Annotated in this window: 23 protein-coding genes and 1 tRNA gene; 6 read left to right on the plus strand and 18 right to left on the minus strand. The window is 71.2% G+C overall.

The genetic code is table 11. From position 1 onward, the window contains the following. Positions 1-180: 180 nt before the first annotated feature. The 8 genes from C1701_RS17440 to C1701_RS17480 form a co-directional block, all read right to left on the minus strand. Entirely contained in the window at positions 181-780 is a 600-nt protein-coding gene (locus tag C1701_RS17440; protein ID WP_026418655.1) for a DUF3558 domain-containing protein, read from the minus strand. Further along, positions 777-1,199 carry a hypothetical protein gene (locus C1701_RS17445; protein WP_026418654.1) on the minus strand — a complete coding sequence of 141 codons (423 nt, stop codon included), beginning with the start codon at positions 1,197-1,199 and terminating at the stop codon, positions 777-779. The genes C1701_RS17440 and C1701_RS17445 overlap by 4 nt, the downstream gene beginning before the upstream one ends. 221 nt (positions 1,200-1,420) lie before the next feature. After that, the gene (locus tag C1701_RS17450) at positions 1,421-1,888 is read right to left on the minus strand and encodes an NUDIX hydrolase (RefSeq protein WP_030105541.1); all 468 of its coding nucleotides are present in this window, start codon (positions 1,886-1,888) and stop codon (positions 1,421-1,423) included. 79 nt (positions 1,889-1,967) lie between these two features. Beyond that, the gene (tmk, locus tag C1701_RS17455; protein ID WP_016697086.1) at positions 1,968-2,624 is read right to left on the minus strand and encodes a dTMP kinase; all 657 of its coding nucleotides are present in this window, start codon (positions 2,622-2,624) and stop codon (positions 1,968-1,970) included. Then, entirely contained in the window at positions 2,621-4,093 is a 1,473-nt protein-coding gene (locus C1701_RS17460; protein WP_016697087.1) for a B12-binding domain-containing radical SAM protein, read from the minus strand. The genes tmk and C1701_RS17460 overlap by 4 nt, the downstream gene beginning before the upstream one ends. Further along, a complete protein-coding gene (locus C1701_RS17465) occupies positions 4,062-5,063 on the minus strand; it encodes a hypothetical protein (RefSeq protein ID WP_337661795.1) in 1,002 nt (333 codons plus the stop codon). Before C1701_RS17465 ends, C1701_RS17460 begins: the two co-directional genes overlap by 32 nt. Before the next feature lie 368 nt (positions 5,064-5,431). Continuing rightward, positions 5,432-6,517: a saccharopine dehydrogenase NADP-binding domain-containing protein gene (locus tag C1701_RS17475; RefSeq protein ID WP_103056274.1), complete on the minus strand. Its 1,086-nt coding sequence runs from the start codon at positions 6,515-6,517 to the stop codon at positions 5,432-5,434. A 93-nt stretch (positions 6,518-6,610) separates the two neighbouring features. Continuing rightward, entirely contained in the window at positions 6,611-7,003 is a 393-nt protein-coding gene (locus C1701_RS17480; protein ID WP_103056275.1) for a VOC family protein, read from the minus strand. Between the two features lie 700 nt (positions 7,004-7,703). Here C1701_RS17480 and C1701_RS17485 point away from each other — a divergent pair. After that, positions 7,704-8,498: a S1 family peptidase gene (locus C1701_RS17485; RefSeq protein ID WP_051712961.1), complete on the plus strand. Its 795-nt coding sequence runs from the start codon at positions 7,704-7,706 to the stop codon at positions 8,496-8,498. 171 nt (positions 8,499-8,669) lie between these two features. Further along, on the plus strand, positions 8,670-8,888 hold the full coding sequence (locus tag C1701_RS17490; protein WP_051313905.1) for an RNA-binding S4 domain-containing protein: 219 nt from the start codon (positions 8,670-8,672) through the stop codon (positions 8,886-8,888). A gap of 31 nt (positions 8,889-8,919) precedes the next feature. Here the strand turns inward: C1701_RS17490 and mnhG are convergent, their stop codons facing one another. The 6 genes from mnhG to C1701_RS17520 are packed head-to-tail and all read right to left on the minus strand — an operon-like array spanning position 8,920 to position 14,683. Continuing rightward, on the minus strand, positions 8,920-9,327 hold the full coding sequence (gene mnhG / locus C1701_RS17495; RefSeq protein ID WP_103056277.1) for a monovalent cation/H(+) antiporter subunit G: 408 nt from the start codon (positions 9,325-9,327) through the stop codon (positions 8,920-8,922). Further along, positions 9,324-9,581 carry a monovalent cation/H+ antiporter complex subunit F gene (locus C1701_RS17500; RefSeq protein WP_103056278.1) on the minus strand — a complete coding sequence of 86 codons (258 nt, stop codon included), beginning with the start codon at positions 9,579-9,581 and terminating at the stop codon, positions 9,324-9,326. The genes mnhG and C1701_RS17500 overlap by 4 nt, the downstream gene beginning before the upstream one ends. Next, positions 9,578-10,027 (minus strand): Na+/H+ antiporter subunit E, encoded by a 450-nt coding sequence (locus C1701_RS17505; protein ID WP_103056279.1) that lies wholly within the window; start codon positions 10,025-10,027, stop codon positions 9,578-9,580. Before C1701_RS17505 ends, C1701_RS17500 begins: the two co-directional genes overlap by 4 nt. Next, the gene (locus tag C1701_RS17510; protein WP_103056280.1) at positions 10,024-11,523 is read right to left on the minus strand and encodes a monovalent cation/H+ antiporter subunit D family protein; all 1,500 of its coding nucleotides are present in this window, start codon (positions 11,521-11,523) and stop codon (positions 10,024-10,026) included. The genes C1701_RS17505 and C1701_RS17510 overlap by 4 nt, the downstream gene beginning before the upstream one ends. Next, positions 11,520-11,864 (minus strand): sodium:proton antiporter, encoded by a 345-nt coding sequence (locus C1701_RS17515; protein WP_016697459.1) that lies wholly within the window; start codon positions 11,862-11,864, stop codon positions 11,520-11,522. The genes C1701_RS17510 and C1701_RS17515 overlap by 4 nt, the downstream gene beginning before the upstream one ends. Further along, positions 11,861-14,683, minus strand: a complete 2,823-nt coding sequence (locus C1701_RS17520; protein ID WP_026418650.1) for a DUF4040 family protein — start codon at positions 14,681-14,683, stop codon at positions 11,861-11,863. The genes C1701_RS17515 and C1701_RS17520 overlap by 4 nt, the downstream gene beginning before the upstream one ends. 1,158 nt (positions 14,684-15,841) lie before the next feature. On the opposite strand from C1701_RS17520, the gene C1701_RS17525 reads away from it, so the two are divergent. Next, positions 15,842-16,093 (plus strand): hypothetical protein, encoded by a 252-nt coding sequence (locus C1701_RS17525; protein ID WP_337661796.1) that lies wholly within the window; start codon positions 15,842-15,844, stop codon positions 16,091-16,093. Here the strand turns inward: C1701_RS17525 and C1701_RS17530 are convergent. Then, positions 16,090-16,521, minus strand: coding sequence for a YybH family protein (locus C1701_RS17530; RefSeq protein WP_016697463.1), 432 nt, complete (start codon positions 16,519-16,521; stop codon positions 16,090-16,092). The genes C1701_RS17525 and C1701_RS17530 overlap by 4 nt on opposite strands. Before the next feature lie 25 nt (positions 16,522-16,546). Between C1701_RS17530 and C1701_RS17535 the strand changes: the two genes are divergently transcribed. Then, positions 16,547-16,951, plus strand: a complete 405-nt coding sequence (locus C1701_RS17535) for a winged helix-turn-helix transcriptional regulator (RefSeq protein ID WP_245588772.1) — start codon at positions 16,547-16,549, stop codon at positions 16,949-16,951. Between the two features lie 227 nt (positions 16,952-17,178). On the opposite strand, the gene C1701_RS17540 is transcribed toward C1701_RS17535, so the two are convergent. After that, a complete protein-coding gene (locus C1701_RS17540) occupies positions 17,179-17,712 on the minus strand; it encodes a hypothetical protein (RefSeq protein WP_026418645.1) in 534 nt (177 codons plus the stop codon). 437 nt (positions 17,713-18,149) lie between these two features. Here C1701_RS17540 and C1701_RS17545 point away from each other — a divergent pair, with 437 nt between their 5' ends. Beyond that, on the plus strand, positions 18,150-18,758 hold the full coding sequence (locus C1701_RS17545; protein ID WP_026418644.1) for a TetR/AcrR family transcriptional regulator: 609 nt from the start codon (positions 18,150-18,152) through the stop codon (positions 18,756-18,758). A gap of 639 nt (positions 18,759-19,397) precedes the next feature. On the opposite strand, the gene C1701_RS17550 is transcribed toward C1701_RS17545, so the two are convergent. After that, positions 19,398-19,470, minus strand: a tRNA-Arg gene (locus C1701_RS17550). Positions 19,471-19,666: 196 nt separating this feature from the next. Here C1701_RS17550 and C1701_RS17555 point away from each other — a divergent pair. Beyond that, positions 19,667-20,638: a cation diffusion facilitator family transporter gene (locus C1701_RS17555; RefSeq protein ID WP_051712959.1), complete on the plus strand. Its 972-nt coding sequence runs from the start codon at positions 19,667-19,669 to the stop codon at positions 20,636-20,638. Between the two features lie 464 nt (positions 20,639-21,102). Here the strand turns inward: C1701_RS17555 and C1701_RS17560 are convergent, their stop codons facing one another. After that, positions 21,103-21,750 carry a DUF305 domain-containing protein gene (locus C1701_RS17560; protein ID WP_248784471.1) on the minus strand — a complete coding sequence of 216 codons (648 nt, stop codon included), beginning with the start codon at positions 21,748-21,750 and terminating at the stop codon, positions 21,103-21,105. Positions 21,751-21,753 lie beyond the last annotated feature (3 nt).

A 21,753-nucleotide genomic window follows, 5' to 3' on the forward strand; every position in this document is an offset into this window, starting at 1 on the left:
TTCTCCTCAGCCGGCGGCGGCCGTCGGGGCCGGGTGTAGGTTGTCGGCCGCCTTCGGCACGGCCGTGAAGCACGACTGCTGAGCGCCCGGGCCATCGGGAGCACAATGGAGGCCAACTGTTCACGGTGGTGAACCAGCCGTCGCCGCATCGAGGAGACGAAGTCACGGGCCACCGCAGCACTACCTGGGCAGCAAGGGTTCGACCGCCGTCGCCACCCGCTCGGCCATCTCACACGGCTCATCCGTCGACCCACCGTCACGAATTCCACGGACCATGACCGAGACGGTCGCTTCCCCGTCCAGGTCCAGAGCGAACTGGCAGAACTCGATGTCGAGGGAATCCGTGATACGAAGGGCGCGCAGCGACCCGACCTGCGTCTCCTCCGGCTGGTAGTTGGTCAGCTCAAGTGTGTCTACACCGCCGTACGTGTCGAGGTTGAGAGCTACTGAAGGCCTGATACCCGGCCCAGGACGGTAGTTGCAGGCGTAGATCACCCCAACGTCGTCGAGCGTGGCGGTCGCGGGATCGAGCCCGATCCCGTCCAACTGCTCATCGGACAGCACTTCGCAGGGGTGCATCGCCGCCAACTTCTCACCGACCGTGGCATCAGGGGTACCACTGGCGCCTGGATGCGCTGAGGACGTGTCGACAGCTGTCGGGCCCTCCTCCACCGGAAGGGACCGTCCGGCTTCCGCGGTCGTGCACCCGGCGATCGCTCCGGCGAGGACGAACGCAGTCGGCGCCGCCGTCCACCGCCGGGTGGAGAGGGACCTCGTCACAACTGCTCTCCTGTCTGCTCAAGTTGAGCTGCGGTGGTGGAGTCGGTCTCGGCCGTGGTTCTGGCGCTCGTTCGAATGGCCGCCGCGAGTTCTCGTAGGGCGTCGATGTAGAGGAGGAGGTTCTCCTTGGCGGAGGTCGGCGTGCCCGAGGCCGACAACCTGGTCTGCTCCGCCATCTCCAGGGCCACCGGGCTCGACCCCAGGCGAACACGCTGTTCAAGGAACGCGACGCGGGTCAGCCGATCAGTCGCGCGTTCGGCCATGGCTTCCAGCTTCGAGGCCATGCGTTCCGCGCTGTCGGCGTCCACCGTCACTGTGCCAGCAGCGGCCGCCGCCCGAAATCGGTGGATGCTTCCCGTCATCTTCGCCGTCGCGGCGGCGTACCCCGCCTGATCCTCACCGCTTGACTCAACGTGCACGTGGGCCTCCCACCACTGCGGCTCGCGTCGCCTCAATGAAAGATCAAACTAGCAGTGTGGCATTGTCCCTGGAGCCGTTTGGTCGCATTGCGTGATCAGCGCGAAGCCTGGGCTGGCCCGCCCGGTCCATGCCGGCGCACGTTGGCCCGGTGGACGTGCCGGCACCGGGGACGTCCACCCCCGAGCGCGCGAGGGACGAGCTGGGCGTCGCGGACGCTGTCTCAGCCGGCCGTACTGGCGGGGACGGGCCGCGCAGCCCAGCCGTGGACACTGAACGAGGTGCCGGCGCGGTAGGCGTGGATACCCGCCGCCGGGTAGGCGATGATCTTCTCGGGAAGCGCGTCGAGCGGGAACCAGGACACCGCGGAGCACTTGTCGGGTTCGCGGTTGGTGGGTTCACCAACCCACCGGCGGGTCTCGAAGAACAGCCCGAGGCGGGAGTCGGGGCCGGAGCCGTTGACGTGCAGGGTGTGCACGTGCCACAGATCGCTCGGATCGATGAGGACCCCCACCTCCTCGTGGGCTTCCCGGGCTGCGGCGTCCAGGACGGACTCACGCGCGTCGAGTTTCCCTGAGGGCAGGTGCCACAGCCCGTCGAAGCTCGGGTTGGTGTCGCGCCGCCGACTGAGCAGGAGCTGGTCGTCGCGCACGAGGAGCAGGTGGACGTCGATCAGGTGACGGTCGGCCATCATCAAGTCCCTTGCGGCGCGGTCAGTAGGGGGCAGCGCTCAAGTGCAGGGCTCCCCCGTGGTCTGGACCAAACGGAGCTTAGGGGGTGGCCGGATCGGCGTGCGGGAGGCCCGCCAGGTGGGCGATTCGCTTGGCGATCAGGCTTGTGACGTGAGCGATGGGGGTGCGGGTGGTGTCCACCGTCAGCAGCGGCCAGCGGCCTGCACCCAGGCGCCGGCTCGTGTCCTGGTAGAGCTCGGCTTCGGCGCGGCTGGTGGCCAGGCCGCTCTCGAAGCGGCTGTGCGAGCCTCGCCTCTCGATCCGGCCAGCGGTGACGGTCGCGTCGGCAATCAGGATGACCGCTAGGTCCGGGATGTCGGCGGCGGCATTGAGCGCTTCGACGAACTCGATGGGCACACGGTCCATGCGTTGCAACACGAAGGAGGAGGCGACGTAGCGGTCGCAGAGGACGATGCGTCCAGCCGCCAGATTGGGGCGGATCTCGGTGGCCAGGTGGTGGTAGCGGTCGGCGGCCACCAGACAGGCCAGGGCGTGCCGGCTGTAGGTGTCGGTGCCGTGACGAGCGATTGCGCCCAACTCGGCATGAGAGGGCTCGGTGGTGACATGCACCGTGTACCCCTGTGCGGCGAGGTGCTCATTCAGATGCCGGGTGGTGGTGGACTTGCCAGCGCCACCCATCCCGTCGAGGGTGACGAACACCCCGCGATGCCCGGTTACCGAGTCGGTGGCGGTCATGCGGCGGTGGCCTTGCGGGTGTACTGCTCGCGGGAGAGCGCGACCAGTCGCGTGCGGACGTAGTCGATCGGTGCCTCGGCCAAGGGCAGGTTGACGGAGAAGTTGAATTCGTCGCGCTCTCGCATGGATTCGTCCAGGCCGGCACCGGTGAGGTCGACGGCGCTGTAATCGAGCAGTTGGGCCGTGCTGTAGCGACCGGTCGCGAGGAGCCGGTGCCAGTCCGGGGTCCCCGGATAGGGCCGATACTCGAAAGCTGAGGCCCGGAATCGTCCGGGTAGCGCTTCGGTGAGGTTCCAGAGTTCGTGGACCAGACGTACGGTGGAGTCGATCTCGGCCACCGTCTCAGTGGGGAATCCGAGGATGAAGTAGCCCTTGACACTGATCCCGCGTTCGGTCAGCCTCCGCACGACACGCTGGGTCATACCGGGATCGATGCGTTTGTCGATCAGCTCCAGGATCCGTTGACTTCCGGATTCGATCCCGAGTGCGACTTCGCGTAACCCGTTACGTGCCAACCTGTCCAGGGTGGTGTCACTGGCGCGGTCCAGTACGTTGATGCGGCCGGTAGCGTCCCACACCGCCCAGTCGCCGACCCTGTCGGCTGCGAAGGCGTTCATCGTCCGCTCGATGACCCGCCGAGCGCCGAGGAACAGGTCGTCGACGAAGCGGAACGCGGTGACGCCTTGCTCGCGGAGCTGGTGCATCTCGGCGAGGATGTTGTACGGGTCACGGGTGCGGATGGTGATGTCCGGGTTGGCTGAGACAGCGGCGCCGCAGAAGGAACAGTCGTAGGGGCAACCTCGTGCCCCGACCATGTTGGCTTCCCACCGCCCGTTCTCGTGGTGTGGGTCCTGGGCCAGGAAACGGCGGTCAATGAAGGGCAGAGCGTTGATATCTGGCGCCAGGTGGTGCGCCGTCCCGGGCTTCCCGCCGGTAACCGGAGACTTCAGAATCGGGTCCAGCCACATCACTCCGGGCAGGTCGGCGCGGGCTCCCTGATCAGCCAACAGGGCCGCCACGCGGGTCTCTCCCTCACCCAGCACCAGAGCTTCGCACCCAGCCATACGCGGGTCGTTCAGGATTTCGGTGGGCATCGCCTTGGCTTGGTGCCCGCCGAGCATGACCTTGATCGAGGGATCGAGTTGGGCGGCGATGCGAGCGCTGATCTCATAGGTCGGAGCGAGCAGATTGAACCCGACCCACCGAGGCCCCCGCCTGTTGATCAGGTCGACGGTTGCGGCGATGCCTTGGCCGTGCGCTTCGGCATCCAGGACACCGACGTTGAACCCCTGGGCCGTGGCGTAGGTCGCGAGGTAGCCCATGCCGAGGACCGGCAGGGTGAAGTCGTTGACCCGTGGCCGTTGGGTGTAGTCGCGTAGGGGCGCGTTGACGAAGATGGCATCGAGCGGGCGGGTGTGCTCGGCACCGGCGATCAGGTTAGAGAGCGACGACTCCGGTTGTGCGGGCATGGCGTACTCCCCAGGCGAGAGTGAGCAGGGTCCGCGCGGACAGCTGCCCCCCCGCCGCCTCCGCCCACACCCGCGCGAACTCCGGCTCGGTATCCGGCCAAAGTCGCTGCGGTGCGAGGCGTTTCGCCCAGGTGCGGACGGCGAGGTCGGCGAAGGGATACAGGGTGTAGTCGTTGGTGAGGTCGGCTACGGTCGCGCCGGCGGTCCAGGGACCGATTCGCGGTACGTTCTGCACCTCGCCGACCAGCGTGGACGGCTCGAGTTCGGCCCACTTGGCGCCGAACTCCAGGTACGCTTCCGCGGCGGCGCGCAAGGGACGTGCTTTGAACGCCATGCCCAGCCGCGTGAACTCGGCGTCGGACAGCTCGAGCACCGTCGCCGGATCAGGGAACAGCCACGTCTGGCCGTGCGAGGTGACTACCGGCTCGCCGTGGGCTTGGCCGAAGGCGCGGTAGAGCTTGCGGGCCTGACCCGCCCGGATGACCTGCCGCACGATCGAGGTGGCCAACGCGTCCCACAGATCCGGGTTGCGCCACCGCGCCACTTGTCCAGCGGCACGCAGGTTGTCGACGATGTCGCCTGCCCCGGTCAGAGTCGCGGGATCAACCACGTCGACCACTGGCGCCTCCCCATCACCGGACACGCGATCGACGGCGGTGCGGTGGCGACAACCGTCCTCGGCGGAGGCGACGGTCATCGCCCAGACGGCGTTTCCGCAGCGCACAGCTCGGAAGGCGCCAGTACCGCTAGCGAGCCAGGACGGGTGGTCGGTCATCACCGAGTCAACGATCACTCCGGCGTCGTCCTTCCGCTCGCGGGGTGCGCACTCATCATGCCGATCACGCTTCACTTCCAAGTGGACTGTGCCGGGTATGGCCGTCAGCGAGACCAGCACGGGATGACGCTCGGCCAGGTGCTTCAGCCGGTCCGGGTCCTGAACCAGGGCGGTGACTGGACGTAGCGGGGTCACCACTAAGGGCACCTTACTGTGAGATCCCAGGCTGGCAAGGCTGGCCCTCGATGCCTTGTGGCTGAGGTCAACCTGAAGTACGCCCATCACCACGAAGAGAGCGGGCTATGGCCGGCGTCAGGCCCTTTCGAGTTGCCGCCTGCCGACCCGGCGGAGTTGGCGGGGCTCCCCGCGTTCGTCACGCCCGGCATCGCGACATCGCGTGGCGGATCGGTGGGTGAGCTCGCCTCCCCCACGAGCACGTCTCGCGCGAGAAAGTGCCCATGCGTCGACACGTCCGGCTGGCCGATGCGGAGGAGCCCGCCGATGACCTCCCACCGTCGGGTGCGCCACTCCAGCCGGCCCTTCGCTCCCGCGATCCGCGACGTTCAGCGCGAGCCGACGTTCCTCCGCTCGTGCCACCGCAGCCCCGCGCCGGTGAGGGACGAGAGGAACCGCGCCGGCTCGACGAACTGGTCGAGGTGGAACACGCCGGGCGGGTGGGCACCGCTGGTCATCAGCTCCACGACCCGGGCGGCGACCAGGGCGGTCGCCCTGCTCTGCCCGTCCCCGGTCACCCCGAAGCGCGCCGACCCGCCCCCGGCCCCGACGGCTTCGGCGACGACGGCGAACCGGCTGCCCCCGAGGCGGACCCGGCCAGCGGTCGCCGCCACCCGCCCACCGGCTCCGAGACGCGCCACCAGCGGGCGCACCGCCCGGCGGGCCCGGAACACCGCCGCCGTCACCGCCGGGTTGTCGAAGCACAACCGCGTCGTCACCGGCACCCCGAGGGTGGCCCGCAGGTGTTCCTGGTCGGAGAAGGGGAAGGGGTACGCGCGGCGCGCACCGAACTCGGGGAACCGGGTGAGGCGGGGGTTGCCGCCGGCGCCGCGACCACGGGGGGCGGCGGCCAGCCCTTCGGCCGTCCAGCGCGCGCCGGCCGCTCCGTGCGCCTCGCCCGTCCCGAGCAGGACGCCGATCTCGACCCTGGCCGGTGCCTCCGCCAGCCGGGAGACCGCGTGCGTGGCCAGCAGGTTCGTCAGGCCCGGCGCGACACCCACGCTGAGCACCGCCGTCGTCCCGCTGCGGAGGAAGTCCGCTCGTCGTGCCTCGACGGCGCCCAGCACCTCGGCGTTGGCACTGATGTCGACGTAGCGGACTCCGCGTTCCGCGCAGCGGCCCGCCACCCACCCCTCGGGGTCCTCCACGCAGTTCACGACCGTCCCGACGTCCCGGAGGGCCTCGGAGAGGGCGGTCGGGTCGTGCGGGTCGAGTTGGACGGCGGTGCTCCCGCCCTGGACCGTGGCGGCGACGGCGGCCGCCCGGTGGCGACACCGGCTCGCGACCACCACCACACCCGGCACGACCTGCCCCAGCATCGGGGCGAGGTGGCGGCCCACCGCCCCGGCACCGCCGAGGACCAGGCAACTCCCACCGGGGTCGACTTCGCGGGGTGGGACGTCACGGGTGGTCATGGTCGGGTTCCGCTCCCAGGTGGACGTGGCTGTCCTTCCGAGGCTACGGCGGCTCGGGCCCGGACGTCCGGTGCGCGCCCGCCGAGCCGGTCCTCATCCGTCCACCGCTCGTTGCCGTAGTGCCAGCACCGCCCCGGCGGGGTCGGCGATGACGGCGTAGGCGCCCGGCCCGGTGCCCCGGGGTTCGGTCAGCACCCGGCCGCCGAGGGCGCGCACCCGCTCCAGGCTGGTGTCGAGGTCGGCGACGGTGACGTGACTCAGCCAGTGCGCGGGTCGGTCGGCGTTGGCGCCGCGCCGAGGGGACACCCCGGCCCTGGGAGTGTCGTCGGCGGCCAGCATCTGGTAGTCGTCGCGGTCCCCCAACCCGAGGGGCCGTGCCTCCCCGCCCACCACCGCCGCGTAGAAGTCCCGGATGCCCCGGGTGTCCGACACGGTGAGGTCGAACCCCGTGACGGTGCCGATGGTGCCCTGCGCGTGGTCCCGCATGTCCGTTCTCCTCTCCGGTGATCACTGTCGTCCCCAGCCTGGGGGAGGAGACCGACAACTCGGGCGGAGCGGGTCGACTCCCCGCGCCCGGGGCGGGTCAGCCGCCGCACGGCTCAGGTCGGGTCCGGTTCCGGACACACGCCCTGGCCTCAGCCACCGGACGAGGTGCTCAGTCCACTCCACCCACTCGACCTCGATGCCGTCGGCGTGGCGGGCGCGGCACCGCGGGACACGGGCCAACGGAGTGCGCGCCTGGGCTGGGACCCGGCGGCACCTCGACGGGATCGGCGGCGCTCGCCGCGCCTTCGTCGAGCGGGGCCGAGCCCGCCGGGCACTGGGGCGGCCCCGAATTCCCTCGCCGCCGCGACTCGTCGTGCCCTGATCGCGCCCGCGTCCACTGGGGCGGGTGGTTGGTGCTCGGGGCCGGTGGCCCCGGTGGTGCCGTCGCGTCCACCCGCGCATGACGTCCTGACCAGCGGCTCATGACGGTCGTGTGAACACCAACCGTGATTACCGAAGGTAATTGTGGAGTCTCTTCGGGTTACCTCTATTGGGCCTGTCGTTGGCGTGTGGACCGTCTGTTTGATGTTCCTGATGCCGGACGGCCACTCCCTGCCGCAGGTTCGTCCACACGGCGTCGCGAACGAAGGAGACCAACGTGGCTAACACGAAGTCCCGACGGTGGGCCGCCCTCGGCGCCATGCTCGCCGCCGCGCTCCTCCCGCTCACGGGCATCCAGGCCGCGGCCGAGACGGAGCCCATCGCCGGGGCCCCCGCCTCCACCGTGCCCGGCACCGAGGCGGGAGACGTCGGCACCCGCATCGTCGGCGGAACCCGGGCCAGCATCTCCGACTACCCGTGGGCCGTCTACCTGACCAACACCGCCGGCTCCCAGTTCTGCGGCGGAGCGCTCGTCGCGCCGAACAAGGTCGTGTCGGCGGCGCACTGCACGATCAACCGCTCCGCCTCGGCCGTCCGGGTCGTCGCGGGCCGCGAGGACAAGAACGGCACGGCGGGCGTGGTCGCCTCCGTCACCAGCATCTGGAACCACCCCGACTACCGGAGTTACCTGATCGGCGAGGACGTCTCGGTGCTCACCCTGGACCGCGACCTCCCCTACGAGACGCTGCCGCTCGCCACACCCGCCGACACGGCGCTGTACGAGGCCGGCACCACCAGCAAGGTCCTCGGCTGGGGGGCGACCTCCTCCGGCGGCGCCGCCTCCCGCTACCTGCTGGAGGTGGACGTCCCGGTGACCAGCGACGCCACCTGCGCGGGGGCCTACTCCCAGTACAACAGCACCGCCATGGTGTGCGCCGGGTTCCCGGAGGGCGGCTACGACGCCTGCCAGGGTGACTCCGGCGGCCCGCTGGTGGTCGACGGGAAGCTGATCGGCATCGTCTCCTGGGGCAACGGCTGCGCCTGGGCCGGCTACCCCGGCGTCTACGCCCGCGTCTCGACCTACGCCGCCGACATCCAGGCCCAGCTCGGCTGACCGAGGCGTCATCGCACCGCGGTCGGGGAGCGTCGGGGAACCCACACCCGGCGCTCCCACCCGGCCCGCTCCGCGTCCTGGGGAACGCCGAGCACCGGCGCCGCACGCCACGGCCGGGCGCCCGAGGAGCGGGTGGCCGGCGCCGCGCCCGGCACCGGCATGATGGTCGGCATGGACGACGTGCCGATCCGGGACGGCAGCATCAGACTCGGTCAGTTCCTCAAGCTCGCCGACCTCGCCTCCGACGGCGGTGACGCCAGGGACATGCTGGAGTCGGGGCAGGTCACGGTCAACGACCAGCCGGAGACCAGGCGGGGCCGCCAGCTCGCCCCGGGGGACGTGGTGGCAGCCAGAGGGCGCACCACCCGCGTCGTCGGCCCCGGGGCCTGACCGGACGCGACGGCCCGGCCAGGCCCGTGGCTCAGCCCCGTCCCCGTCCCCGCCGACGGCCGGGACGGCGGCGCCGGCCCGGCCGTTCCGGACCGCCCCGCGCGGTCCGCACCACCGCTCCCAGTTCGTCGTAGCGGGTCCGCTTCGCCAGCGGGACACCGGTGAGGTAGCCGGCCCTGGCGATCGCGTAACCGCCGACCGCCGCCGTCGTCAGCTGCACCACGACCGCCAACACCACCTTCACGGTGTTCCCGAGGCTGGGGTGGTGCAGCAGCACACCCACCAGCACCAGCCCCACCCCGAGACCCGAAGCCGTGGTCACCGCGCTGGCCCTCGTGTACAGGTCGGGCAGGCGCAGCAGCCCGACCCCGGCCACCGCCAGCACGAGGGCACCCACCACGACCAGCGCGGTTCCCACGTGACCGAGCAGCACGCTCATCGTTTCCCCCCTGTCACGAGCCGGGCGATCGAGAGACTGGCCAGGAACCCGACCAGGGTGGCCACCAGGACCACGTCGAAGACGAGCTCGCTGTCCGCGCGGAGGCCGACCAGGGCGACGAGCGCGACGAAACCGAAGAAGACCAGGTCCCCGGCGAGACCCCGGTCCGCGTCGGAGGGGCCGCGCACCAACCGGACCACGGCTGCGAGCAGGCTCAGGGCGACCAGCACGATCGCCACGTCGATGAGGATCACGTCTCGTCTCCGTCCTCGCTGCGGTCGGCGGACCGACGCGCCGCGTCACCCGCCTCGGACGCGGGGCCATCCGCCGGCCCCGGACCGGGCAGCGCGCCGGCGGCGGCGGACAACCGCATCGCCACCAGCATCCGACCCTCCATCTCGTACAACTCGGCACGGAACGCCTCGCGGTCCTCCGCGAACATCCCGTGCACCCACAGGGTCGGCGGCTCCGCCCTGACCGCCACCGTCAGCGTCCCCGGGGTCAACGAGATCAGGTTCGCGATCATCGTGATCTCCAGGTCCGTCCGGCAGCGCAGCGGCAGTTCGGCGATGCCGGGCCGCAACCGGTCACTCGGGACCAGGGTCTCCCTGATCACCGAGACGTTCGCCTTCACGAGTTCCAGCAGGTAGTACCCCAGGAACCCGACCAGCCGGAGGATCCGTGCCAGGTGCCGTGTCATCGGCCGATCACCGCCTCGATGTAGCCGGACGTGTCCAGCAGTCCCGCCGCCGCCTGTTCCGCCAGCACCAGCAGGCCCTGCGCCCCGATACCCACCCCGAGGGTCACCCCGGTGAGGACCAGGGCTGGCAGCACGAGTGCCGGCCGGACCCTGGTGAGCAGTGCTCCTCTCGGGTGCCGTTCGAGGTGGTGCCCCGCGACGTCCTCCGGGGACCGGCCCCAGAACACCCCGCCCCAGATCTTCAGCATCGACATCAGCGTGAGCAGGCTGACCGCCACGGCGACCACCGCCACCGCGACCTGCCCCTCGTCGAAGGCGGCCCGCACCAGCGTCAACTTCGCCACGAACCCGGAGAAGGGCGGCATCCCGGCCAGCGACAGGGCGGCACCGAGGAAGGCCGCCGCGAGCAGCGGTTCCGTCCTGGCCACCCCACCCAGCCGGTCCAGCCGGTTCGTCCCGTAGGTGACCTCCACCGCTCCGGTGGACAGGAACAGCGACGCCTTCACGACCATGTGGTGCAACAGGTAGAAGATGCCGGCGGTCAGGCCGAGCGGGCCGAACAGCGCCACCCCCAGCAGGATGTAGCCGATCTGGGAGATCATGTGGAACGCGAGGATCGACCGCGTCGTGTTCTCCCCGACCGCGCCGAGCACCCCCACCACCATGGTCACGCCCATCGCGACCACACCGATCCACAGGTAGGTGCTGTCCCCCTCGAAGACCACCGCGTACACCCGGTAGATCGCGTAGATCGCCACCTTGGTGTGCAGCCCGGAGAACAACGCGGTCACCGCGGGGGAGGCGTAGGGGTAGGTCCTGGCCAACCAGCCGTGCACCGGGACGACGGCGGCCTTGACCGACAGGGCGATCAACACGACCGCCACCGCCGTGGCCACCAGTTCGGATTCGGCGGCCAGCCCGGCCAGCTCCCCGAGGTTGACGGTGCCCGTCACCCCGTAGACGAGGCCGACGCCGGCGAGGAACACCGTCGAGGTCAGCAGGTTCATCGCCACGTACAGCCGGCCGGCCCGCACCCCCCGGATGCCGGTGAGCATCGCCAGCAGCCCGTACGAGGGCAGCAACATCACCTCGATGAAGACGAACAGGTTGAACAGGTCCGCCGTGAGCAGCGCCCCGTTCACCCCCGCCGCCAGGACGAGGACCAGCGGCGCGAAGAACCTGCGTTCCTCGTCACCCGCGGCGATCGCGAACGCCGAGCACACCAGTGTCAGCAGGGAGGTCACCACGATCATCAGGGCGCCGAACATGTCCCCGACGAACGGGATGCTGATCCCGTTCGGCCAGAGACCGACGTTGTGCGAGACGATGCCGCCGTCCCAGCTGGCGACGACGAGCAGGACACCGAACCCGAGGCTCAGCGCGCTCGTTCCGAGCAGGATCGCCCGGCGCGGTAGGGCGGGTTCCCGGAGCACGGTCAACACCGCGGCGGCGAGCAGCGGCACCGCCACGGCCAACGGCAGGAGAGCGCCGGTCATGCCTTCTCCTCGTCCTTCTCGCCGGACACGGCCGGGCCGCCCCGCGTGTCATCGTCCCGCTTGCCGACCCCGGCGAGGGTGAGCATGTAGACGGTGATCGCGAACGCGATCACGATCGCGGTGAGGACGAACGCCTGCGGCAGCGGATCGGCCGCCACCGAGGCGTCCGTCTCCGACATCAGCGGGGCCTCCCTGCGGAACGCGCCCCCACCCGACACCAGCAGCAGGTTCACCGCGTGGCCGAGCAGGACGAAGCCGAAGGTGATGCGCACCATGCCGCGCTGCACCACCAGGTACACGCCGCCGGCCACCAGCAGGCCGACGGAGATCGCGAGAGTCATCGGGTCTCCTTCCCCGCGCTCCGACCGGACCTGGACGCGCCCCGCGAACGAGGCATCCCGCCCGGCGGGCCGGAATCCCCTCCCAGCCGGTTCAACGCCGTGACCACGACACCGATCACCGCCAGGTAGACACCGACGTCGAAGACCAGGGCCGAGGTGAAGTGGTACTCACCCCCCCAGGGGAGCGGGATGTCCAGGTGGACTGGCCGGAGGAAGCTCCCCTCCAGGTAGCCCGCCACCCCCGTCAACACCGCGACCCCGACACCGGAGGCGATCAGGGCGATGTAGGGCCAGCGGATCGGGGCGCGGTCCGAACTCGGCGCGCTGAGGTAGGCCAGGGCGAACCCGGCGCCGCCCACCAGCGCCGAGATGAACCCGCCGCCCGGCTCGTAGTGGCCCCGCAGGAGCAGGTAGGCCGACAACAGGATCACCAGCGGCGCCAACCACCGCCCCACGGTGCGGAACAGGATGGTGGCATCGGTCGGCGAATCAATGGGACTGCCGGCGAACCGGTGGATGGCCGTCGGCTGCCGGTTCGGCAGCAGGCCGTTGGCGTTGAGCACGGCCACGATCACCAGCCCGGCGATGCCGAGCACGGTCAGCTCCCCCAGCGTGTCCAACGCGCGGAAGTCCACCAGGATGGTGTTCACGACGTTGGTGCCGCCGGTCTCGTTCTCGGCTTCGGTCAGGAAGTAGTCCGCCGCGGGGGACAGCTCCCGGCGACCGGTCATCGTGTAGGTGGCGAGCGCGGCGACCCCACCGGCGACGATCGCGAGGACCGCGGCGGCGGCCCTCCGCACCCTCCCCGTGGGGTGGAAGGACCGTGGCAGCCGCCGGAGGACCAGGACCGCGACGACGACGGTGAGCACCTCGACCAGCAGCTGGGTCAGACCGACGTCGGGGGCGCCGAGCGTGAAGAACCACAGGGCGACGGTGAAACCCCCCACCCCGATCGACCCCAGCGCGGCGAGGCGGGAGCGCGCCACCACCGCTCCGAGCACCGAGGCGGCGATCAGGGCGACGAGCACCCAGTCCATCGGCCGGCTCACCGGAGCGGGGAAGTCGCCGACGGCGAGACCGGCCGACAACGCGACCGAGGCCAGCACCGCCAGCAGCACGAAGGGCATCGCGAGGTGCTGGGCGGGGGAGTCGCTCCGGGTGAGATCACCCACCCGCGCACCCAGCGCGATCGTCCCCCGGTACAGGCGTTCGAACACCTCCGTCCCCCGGACGGGGAACAACGAGCGGTCCAACACCCGGTCGAGCCACGCCCGTCGGAGGAAGAGCACCGTCCCGGCGCCGAGGACGACCACCGACATCCCCAGCGCGGTGGAGAAACCGTGCCAGAGCGCGAGGTCGCTGTCGTGGACCAGCCCCCAGGTATCGGTGACGACCCGGTCCACCAGGGGGTTGAGCAGCGGGACCACCAGCCCGAGCACCAGACCCGCCACCGACGCCACGGCGGCGGGGAACAGGAACGCCGCCTTCGGCTCCCGGAGGTGGCTCTGCTCGGTGGGCCCGCCGAAAGCCCCGTAGACCAGCCGGAAGGAGTAGGCGAAGGTGAGGATCGCCCCCACCACGGCGACCCCGCCCACGACCGGCCCCACCCATCCGGGGCCCGGGGCGTCGAGGAAGGCGCCGAACATGCTCTCCTTGCTGACGAAGCCCAGCAGCGGCGGAACACCGGCCATCGACAGGGCCGCCAGCCCCGTCAGCGTCGCGGTGACCGGCATGACCCGTCGGAGACCGGTGAGCTTCCGGATGTCCCGGCTGCCCGCCTCGCGGTCCACCACGCCGACCAGCATGAACAGGGTGGCCTTGAACAGCGCGTGCGCGAGGGTGTGGGCCGTGGCGGCCGCCATCGCCGCCGGGGTGCCCACCCCGATGATCGCGACGAGGAACCCGAGCTGGCTCACCGTCGAGTAGGCCAGCAGCTCCTTCAGGTCGTGGCGTTGCAGGGCGAACAGCGCGCCGAGGACGGCGGTCACCAGGCCGAAGCCGATCAGCGCGGTCTGCCAGACCGCGTGGTCGGCCAGCGCGGGGGAGAACCGCATCAGCAGGTAGATCCCCGCCTTCACCATCGCCGCGGCGTGCAGGTATGCGCTCACCGGTGTGCTGGCGGCCATGGCGTCGGGCAACCAGTAGTGGAACGGGAACTGCGCGGACTTGGTGAAGGCGGCGAGGATCACCAGGACCGCGACGGCGGTGGCGAAGGCCGGGTCGTCGGTCCAGGCGGAGTGCTCCAGGATCACGCTGAGCCGGGTCGTCCCGGTGGTCACCCACATCAGGACCACGGCGGTGAGCAGCGCGAGGCCACCCGCGGCCGTGAGGATCAGCGTCCGCACCGCCGGGCGGCTCGCGGACAACCCCGATCTCCCGATGAGGAAGAACGAGCAGATCGTGGTGATCTCCCAGAAGACGAACAGCAGCACCACGTCGTCGGCGAGGACGAGACCGAACATCGCCGCGGCGAACAGCGTCATCAGCAGGTAGAAGTCGCCGTGCCGCCCGTGGGAGAAGTAGCTGGCCGAGTAGGCCATCACCAGTGCGCCCACGACCAGGACGAGCGAGACGAACAGCAGGGCGAGACCGTCCAGCCGCAGGTGGAAGCCCACACCGACGGCGGGCATCCACGGTGCGTCGAAGGACGGGGCCCCGGCCCCGGACAGCACTTCGGGTGCCCGGGTGGCGACGAGCGCGGCGAGGCCCAGGAACGCGGCGGCCAACGGCCAACCCGTCGACCGGCCCAGGAACCGGTCGAGCAGGGGAGCCGCCAGCGCCAGCGCGGTGAGCGCCGCGAGAACCAGTGGCAGGACCAAACGAGTGACCTCTCAGCTCGGCTTCGGGGCAGCCGTCACTCGGTGGTCCCGCGACGCGGGTCACGGGACGAGGAAGGCGGTGACAGCCGGAGCCCGAGGAGGGCGAAATCCGGGTAGGGCGAACGACCGTGGCGTCCCGACCGGGGCCACGGAGCGGGTCAGCGCGGAGAGGAGGCGCTGACCAGGGCGTGGGAACGGGGCGGCGGGCATCCGCTGAGTTCGCCGTGCGCGTTGGTTCCCCAGGAGTTCGTGTAGCCGTTGGTGCCGGTCGCCCGTTTCGTGTCCGAGGGGGGCAGCACCGGGTGCGGCGTGGAAAGGGCTCGACGGGTCGACTCGAGCGCGGGCGACGGGATGGGGGCCACCGCTGGGACCGCCTGGGGCCAGCGCGCCGGTCGTGGCTGCGGAGCGCGGCTGGTCCGCGCCCTGGGGGCAGGACCGGCCACCCTCGTGGGGGGCTCCCGTGGCGGTGGGAGGGCCGAGCTGGCGACGCGCACCGGCACCTCACTCTCCCCGCGCGAGCGACATCGCGACGGACCCTACCAGCCCGGGAACGGTGGGCACCGCTCCAAACCGCTCGGCCACCACGGGGGGAGGGGAGTCGAGGCGCGACGTGCCGGCCTCGTCCTCAAGGCGCCGTCGCTCCGACCGCGACGCGGGGAGCCCGCCCGTGGCGGTGGGGACTGAGAGCGACGAGCATATCACCGGTGGGCGATATGCCGAGGGAATATTAGTGCTTGCGGGGGAAGGCTTGGCATGGCCGAAAACTACCCTGAGTAGTCGAACTGGGGGTGGCTGACGTGGACGATCGGGTGGTGGGGAGGTCCGAGTCGCGGGCGGCGCATGGGGCCGTGCCGAGGGCGCCACGAGTGTTCCAGCCTCGAGTGAACTGCGTCTACCAGCCGATATTAGTTCTGCTGACCGCCTTGGCTCTCGTCTTGGGCCGTTCGTGGAAGATTTCTGCCCGCTGAGCGAGTGGTGGCAGCCAGTAGTCGCGATATCGACCCACCGGTGTAGGTTGCTTTGCACGAATTGGTGCCGGTGGTGGGCGGCTTCCTCGGAAGGAAGCCGCCCCGGTCGGTCGCCACCAGCCGCGCTCGCGGACGCCCGCTCCTGGCAGAGATCAGCGTCCGCCTGGCGCTCCGAGGGAGGACCAACCTGATGACAGTAGGCCGTGACCCCTGGCTCGACGCAACCGAGGTCGGGGGCAAGACCGGTGAACGGTGGGGTTCGCGCGGTGGGGTGTTGGAAGCGATTCGCCTCGCGGTGTCGCTCCTGTCGGCGGTGGTGGGCGACTCGCCGACCACCAGGCGGGTCATCCTCCTGCTGTGCGCGATCTGCCTCGTCCTCACCTTCCCCCTGCTGGTCCTGCCGATAGAGATCGACCTGGGCTGGTTCCGCCTGCTCCGTTAGGCGGTGCTGGCTCGCCCCGACCCCGCCGGCCCCTCCGCGACGCCGAAGGGGTTGTCGATGGCGTAGCGCCAGTACCCGTCGGCCCCCCGGCGCGCCACGTCCGTCGCCGTTCCCTCGATGCGGACGGAGCCGCCGTGCCGCGCGGTTCCGGCGATCACGAAGTCGACGATCAAGAGTGCGACGTCGTCCAGGGCGTAGACGTGGCGGGGGGAGACGGTGATGGGCAGCCCGAGTTCCAGGAACTCCGCGTTGGCCAGTCGCCGTGCCTCCCCCGTCACGGCCGTGCCGGGTTGGGGAACGAACAGCGCCCCGGGCTCGTACACCTGTTCCAGGATGTCGACGTCGCCGGTGTTGAACGCCGAGGCGAAGACCTCGGGGTGCCGTGCGGGGTCCGTCGTGAGTTGGATGTGGGTCGGAGTCTCGCTCATGGAGCGGAGCCAACAGGAGGCGCACGTGGGTAACCAAACGGAAACCGTGGTCAGGGCCGACGGCGGCTGGGACCGAGAGCTGGTCCCGGACGTGGCGGGGCGCACCCAGCGGCCGGACCCGGACTGCCCGGTCGAGGTCGCGCTGGCGGCCGTCTCCGGTCGCTGGACCACGCTGGTGCTACGGGAACTCCTGCACGGGCCCTGCTCCTTCACGGAACTCCGGCGCCGACTTCCCACCCTGAGCGCGAAGGTGCTGACCGAGCGGTTGGGTGAGCTCCAGGCGCGCGGCCTGGTCGGCAGGACGCGCGCCCCCGGCTTCCCGGCGCGGACCGAGTACGCGGTGACCGAGCGCGGGACAGCGCTGCGCCCACTGCTGATCAGCCTCTACCGCACCGGCCAGGCCCTCGGGGGCCTGCCCCCGCGCCGCTGAACCAGGTCGGTGGGACCTGTCGGCCGCGACCGAGGTGTGACGGCCCGGCCGGGTGCTCCGCTCCAGCCCGTCCCCGGAGTCACGAGGAGAGGTCAGCGCGCGCACCACGGCCGCGGTCGGGTGGATGACGTCGGCCTTCGGGCGCGGCCCGCGGATCGGTCACCCTTCCGGACGGACCTCGCGCCGATCGGGGCGGGGCGAAACCGCCCCGCCCCGGAGGTGCGGCGTCAGTTGCCCAGGCCGTCGTCGTGCGGGGGCTTGCCCGCTCCGCTCAGGCCGAACAGCAGCCGCTGCATGACCTGGGGGTCGAAGTCGTCCGGCTCCCCCGCCATCGCCTCGGCGGCGGGGGAGGGGCGTCGCTCCCGTTGGGGCAGGGGGACCGCCGTGCCGTTCAACCCCGTCGGCAGGGGGAGCTCACACCAGGCGAGTCGGATTCCGCCGTCGAGCGGAACGAGCCCGGTGCGCAGTTCCGACAACTGGGCCAGCACCGGGGCGTGCTCGTTGAACCGTTCGGTCTCGACCTCCACGACGAGGCAGTCACCGCGCAGGCGCAGGCGCACCGTGATGAAGCCCGCCGACTGCTGGTCGGTGTCCTCGACGGTGGCCGTGACCAGCGCGCTCATCACGCGGGACGCGTCGTCCTGCAAGGGGCGTAAGGACCACTCGGACAGGGTGAACCGGAGAAAGAGATCGGCGAGATTCACGGCATTGGGCACTGCGAGCAGGCGGAGGTCGTCGACCTGGATGGTTTGCGAGTTCACCAGGATCCTTTCTGCTTCCGCGTTCCGCGCGAGACGTCACGAGGCACCGGCGAGTCCGTATCTTGCCAACTCGAGCCGACGTCGGGTCTGGGCGGGTTCCCCTGACGCGGCTTTCCGTCGCTTCGACGTCATCCCAGGTGCCGAGCGTGGCAGCACGGGAAACGCGTGCACCGGAGCTTCCACTGTGGAAACTACCTGGTGGCACCAGGGTCGCCCAGTGGTGGGGCACCCGGTCGCCGCCGGCAGCGTTCTGACGCTCGGTAACCGCCGAACGGGTGCCGCCCCGTCGGACGATCGCCGCGCTCCCGTCGGCGGGGGCGCGACGCGTCCATCCTGCCCGCGATGGTCACCGGCCGATTCCGCCGTTCTCCGGGCCGAACCGCCGGGAATCGCGCAAACTCCGGGTACGGCGCCCGCCGGGGTGCTAATTTGGTCGAGTGACCAAAACAGTCGATCGACCAGGTCCCGGGCGAGGTGAACGACGCCGTGAGCAGCTGGTGGCGGTCGGCGTCGACCTGCTGGCGGAGGGCGGATGGCCCGCCGTGACCACCCGTGCGGTCGCCGAGCGGGCGACCGCGAACGTCGGGCTGATCCACTACCACTTCGGGGGTGTCGGCAACCTGCACCGCGCGATAGCCGAACGCGCGGGTGACCTCGTGATCAACCCGGTCATCGACGAGCTGTTGGAGGCCTCCGACGAACAGGCCGCCCTGGACACGCTGCGTGGTCTGCTGCCGAGTTCCGGGAGCACGCGGGCGAGCCGGCTCGCGGTCGAACTCGTTGTCGGAGCGATGCGGGACAGCAACCTCGGTGCCGTGATGCGGGACCAGATGCGCCAGTCGAGGGCGCAGGCCGCCGACCGGCTGGCCACGCTCCGACCGCACTGGTCGGCGAGCCGCTGCGCCGGTGTCGCCACCCTGGTGGTGGCGCTGCTCGACGGGCTGATGCTGCACCTGGTGCTCGACGAGGACCTGCCCACCGAGGAGGCCCTCGCCGCCATCGAGGAACTCGTGGGCGACCGCGACGACACGCCGGTCCCCTCCTGAGCCTGGCGACCCGCCTCCTCCGTGAGCGGATGGTCCCGGGCTCGGCCCTCCCCGCCGGTGGGGACGCGGGCTGGGCTGGTGGTGGGTGTCGGGACGCCGACGAGGACCTCGTCCCCCAGGGCCGCCGCTCCTGGGCGCTCGTGCGGTCCCGACTGGCGTACCCGGGCGGGCGAGAGCGGGCTGGGGAGCGCCCTCGGGTCTCCGTGCCGGGGGTCAGCTGCCGAGCCGGGCGGCGCGGCGGTGGTTGGCCGTCGGCGCGGGAACGTCTCGTCGTTCTCCTGCCGGCGGGAACGCCTCGCTCCCGCCCGTGCACCGGCTCGCTCGCGCAGCGTCCCGGCCTCCCTCGGCCCGGGAGGAGGCAAGCCGCCACCGTCACGTCAGCTTCGGTGGGGCGCCGCGCGCCCCCGTGGGTCCCGGGGACAGCTCGATGGCGGAATCGGACCGCTCTCCTGGCGCGACCCCGTCCCTGGGTGAGGCGAGCCGCCGGCCGCGGTCCGCCAGCGTGGAGTTGGTCGAGGAGACGTGCCGTCTCCCGGGTCTGGGGTCTCCCGAAAACCGCGAGGGGGAACTAGGACGTGTCGACCGCACACGACGAAGCGCGGTGGGGGATGCCCGCCACCGCGCTCGTTGGTCTCGTTGCGCCCTCGACAGGATTCGAACCTGTGACACCTGCCTCCGGAGGGCAGTGCTCTATCCACTGAGCTACGAGGGCTCACCATCGTCGGTTTCGGGATTCCCCTCGCCGGCGACGGGGAAAGCTTAGCGCATCCCGATCGGGGGTTCGCGCACCCCCCCTGGTTGACGCCTGAACGAGTTCACCTCCTCGTTCTCCCAGGCCAGGGGAGCGCGCGATTGCGGACTTGTACTCATGCGCATATCGCTATATGTTCGCTCCGGGAGGCGACGAGATGACAGCGGACAACGGCGGTCGTTCCGACGAGGGGCACCGGGGGCACGGACACGGGCACGGCATCACCGCGGCCGACGCGGTGAGCGCGTCCGGGAGGCATGTGCGGCGGATGGTGGCCGCGTTGTGCGTGCTCGTCACCTTCCTCGTCGTGGAGGTCGTGGTCGCCCTCGCCACCGGCTCCCTCGCGTTGCTCTCGGACGCCGGCCACATGCTGACCGACGTCCTCGGCATCGGGATGGCCCTCGCCGCGATCACCGCCGCCCGCCGAGCCGCGCGCCGCGCCTCCGGGACGCGCCGCACCTTCGGCCTCTACCGGCTGGAGGTGCTCGCGGCCCTGGCCAACGCCCTGCTGCTCTTCGCGGTCGCCGGCTTCATCCTGTACGAGGCCGCCCACCGCTTCACGGATCCGCCGGAGGTCGAGGGCGGCCCGGTCATGATCGCCGCCGCCGCCGGACTGGTCGCCAACCTCGTCGCCTTCGCCCTGCTGCGACAGGGCGCGGCCGAGAGCATCAACGTGCGGGGCGCCTACCTGGAGGTGCTGGCCGACACGCTGGCCTCGGTCGGAGTGCTCATCGGCGCCGCCGTCACGCTGCTCTTCGGCTGGCGGTACGCCGACCCGCTCGTGGCCGTCGCCATCGCGGCCTTCGTCATCCCCCGGACCGCACGGCTCGCGGGCCAGGCCCTGCGCATCCTCGTGCAGGAAGCGCCCGCCGAGGTCGACGTGCGCCAGCTCAGGCGGGACCTCGTCGGTCTCCCGGCCGTGGTCGGCGTGCACGACCTCCACGTCTGGACCCTCACCTCCGGCATGGAGGTCCTCCAGGCGCACCTGACGATCGAGACCGACGGCGACACCGGGACCGTGCTGGGCGAGGCCCAACGGATGCTCGCGGAGAAGTACGGCATCCACCACGCCACCCTCCAGGTGGAGCCCGCCCACCTCCCGATGAGCTGCCGCGAGTTGAGCTGGTGAACCGTTCGGCCCGAGACGGGGCACCGGGCGGACCACCACTGGTCTGACCAGCCGTCGCGCACCGTCCGGAGGTGGGGACGCCGACGAGCCCGGGCGCGCCCCGACCTCCCGGGGGCCAGCCGGCGGTGGTGGCGGGACGATCAGCGCCGCCGGCGGTCGCACCGGCACCGGTGGAGGGCGGCGGCCGAGCCCCCGGGAGGTCGGAACGGGAGAGGGCCACGAACCCCCGCCGGGCGCGCCCGGGACGCGGGGACGACCTGCCGCGCGCCGCCGCCGAGGAGCGCGCGGGCGCGTCGCCGGTCAGTCGTGCGCCTCGGCGGGCTCGTCGCCGGGGGTGGTGGCGGTGGGTACGCCGGCACGAGCGCCCCGCCGGCCCCGAGCGCGGTGGGGGTACGAGCACCCCGGCATGCGGCAGGGGCGAGGCTCCCGACCAGTACCCGCCATTGCGGCGCCAGTGGGGTCGGTCAGTTGTCGAACGGCAGCGGCTCGGCCCCTCGCTCCCGCAGCATGCCCACCATCTTCGCGCTCTCCGCGGTCTGGTGTTCCAACATGTTCGACGCGAGGTTGCGCACCTGCGGCCGGCCGGCGCGCTCCGCCGCGTAGGAGGCCATCTCGACGCCACCCTCGTGGTGGCGGAGCATCAGCTGGAGGAACAGGACGTCGAGTTCCTCTCCCCGGGCCGCCCGCAGCTCGGCCAGCTCCTCCTCGCTGGCCATCCCCGGCATGATCGCCGGAGCACCGTTCTCGTCCTGGGGCACGGCACCGTGGTGCTGGTGGCCCTCCGGGCCGGTCATCCAGTTCATGTAGCCGTCCACCGGTGTCAGCGAACGGTCCCAGATGTTCAACCAGCCCTGCATCCAACCGATCTGCTCGCGCTGGTTGGTGTCGATGTCGAAGGCCAGCTGGGAGATCGACGGGTCCTCCCCGTTCACCCGGTACAGGGTCGCCATCGTCGTCGCCTGGCGGTGATGGATCGTCATGTCCTGCGCGAAGCCGACGTCCACGGACTCCGCCGACGGGGCCGCCGAACCGCCGGCCCCCGGCAGCCCGACCAGCATCCCGCCGGCCGCGCCGAGGAGCAGCAGCGCCAGCACCGCGCCCACGAGGGTCACCGC

Source organism: Actinoalloteichus sp. AHMU CJ021 (assembly GCF_002895405.1).
Classification (GTDB): Bacteria; Actinomycetota; Actinomycetes; order Mycobacteriales; family Pseudonocardiaceae; genus Actinoalloteichus_B; species Actinoalloteichus_B caeruleus.

Coding starts and splice junctions, on each gene's coding strand:
- C1701_RS17485 (WP_051712961.1), top strand. CDS start 7,704: ATGCTCGCCGCCGCGCTCCTCCCGCTCACGGGCATCCAGGCCGCGGCC.
- C1701_RS17450 (WP_030105541.1), bottom strand. CDS start 1,888: ATGGCCGACCGTCACCTGATCGACGTCCACCTGCTCCTCGTGCGCGAC.
- C1701_RS17510 (WP_103056280.1), bottom strand. CDS start 11,523: ATGACCGGCGCTCTCCTGCCGTTGGCCGTGGCGGTGCCGCTGCTCGCC.
- C1701_RS17490 (WP_051313905.1), top strand. CDS start 8,670: ATGGACGACGTGCCGATCCGGGACGGCAGCATCAGACTCGGTCAGTTC.
- C1701_RS17475 (WP_103056274.1), bottom strand. CDS start 6,517: ATGACCACCCGTGACGTCCCACCCCGCGAAGTCGACCCCGGTGGGAGT.
- C1701_RS17530 (WP_016697463.1), bottom strand. CDS start 16,521: ATGAGCGAGACTCCGACCCACATCCAACTCACGACGGACCCCGCACGG.
- tmk (WP_016697086.1), bottom strand. CDS start 2,624: ATGACCGCCACCGACTCGGTAACCGGGCATCGCGGGGTGTTCGTCACC.
- C1701_RS17505 (WP_103056279.1), bottom strand. CDS start 10,027: ATGACACGGCACCTGGCACGGATCCTCCGGCTGGTCGGGTTCCTGGGG.
- mnhG (WP_103056277.1), bottom strand. CDS start 9,327: ATGAGCGTGCTGCTCGGTCACGTGGGAACCGCGCTGGTCGTGGTGGGT.
- C1701_RS17480 (WP_103056275.1), bottom strand. CDS start 7,003: ATGCGGGACCACGCGCAGGGCACCATCGGCACCGTCACGGGGTTCGAC.
- C1701_RS17515 (WP_016697459.1), bottom strand. CDS start 11,864: ATGACTCTCGCGATCTCCGTCGGCCTGCTGGTGGCCGGCGGCGTGTAC.
- C1701_RS17525 (WP_337661796.1), top strand. CDS start 15,842: ATGACAGTAGGCCGTGACCCCTGGCTCGACGCAACCGAGGTCGGGGGC.
- C1701_RS17555 (WP_051712959.1), top strand. CDS start 19,667: ATGACAGCGGACAACGGCGGTCGTTCCGACGAGGGGCACCGGGGGCAC.
- C1701_RS17460 (WP_016697087.1), bottom strand. CDS start 4,093: ATGCCCGCACAACCGGAGTCGTCGCTCTCTAACCTGATCGCCGGTGCC.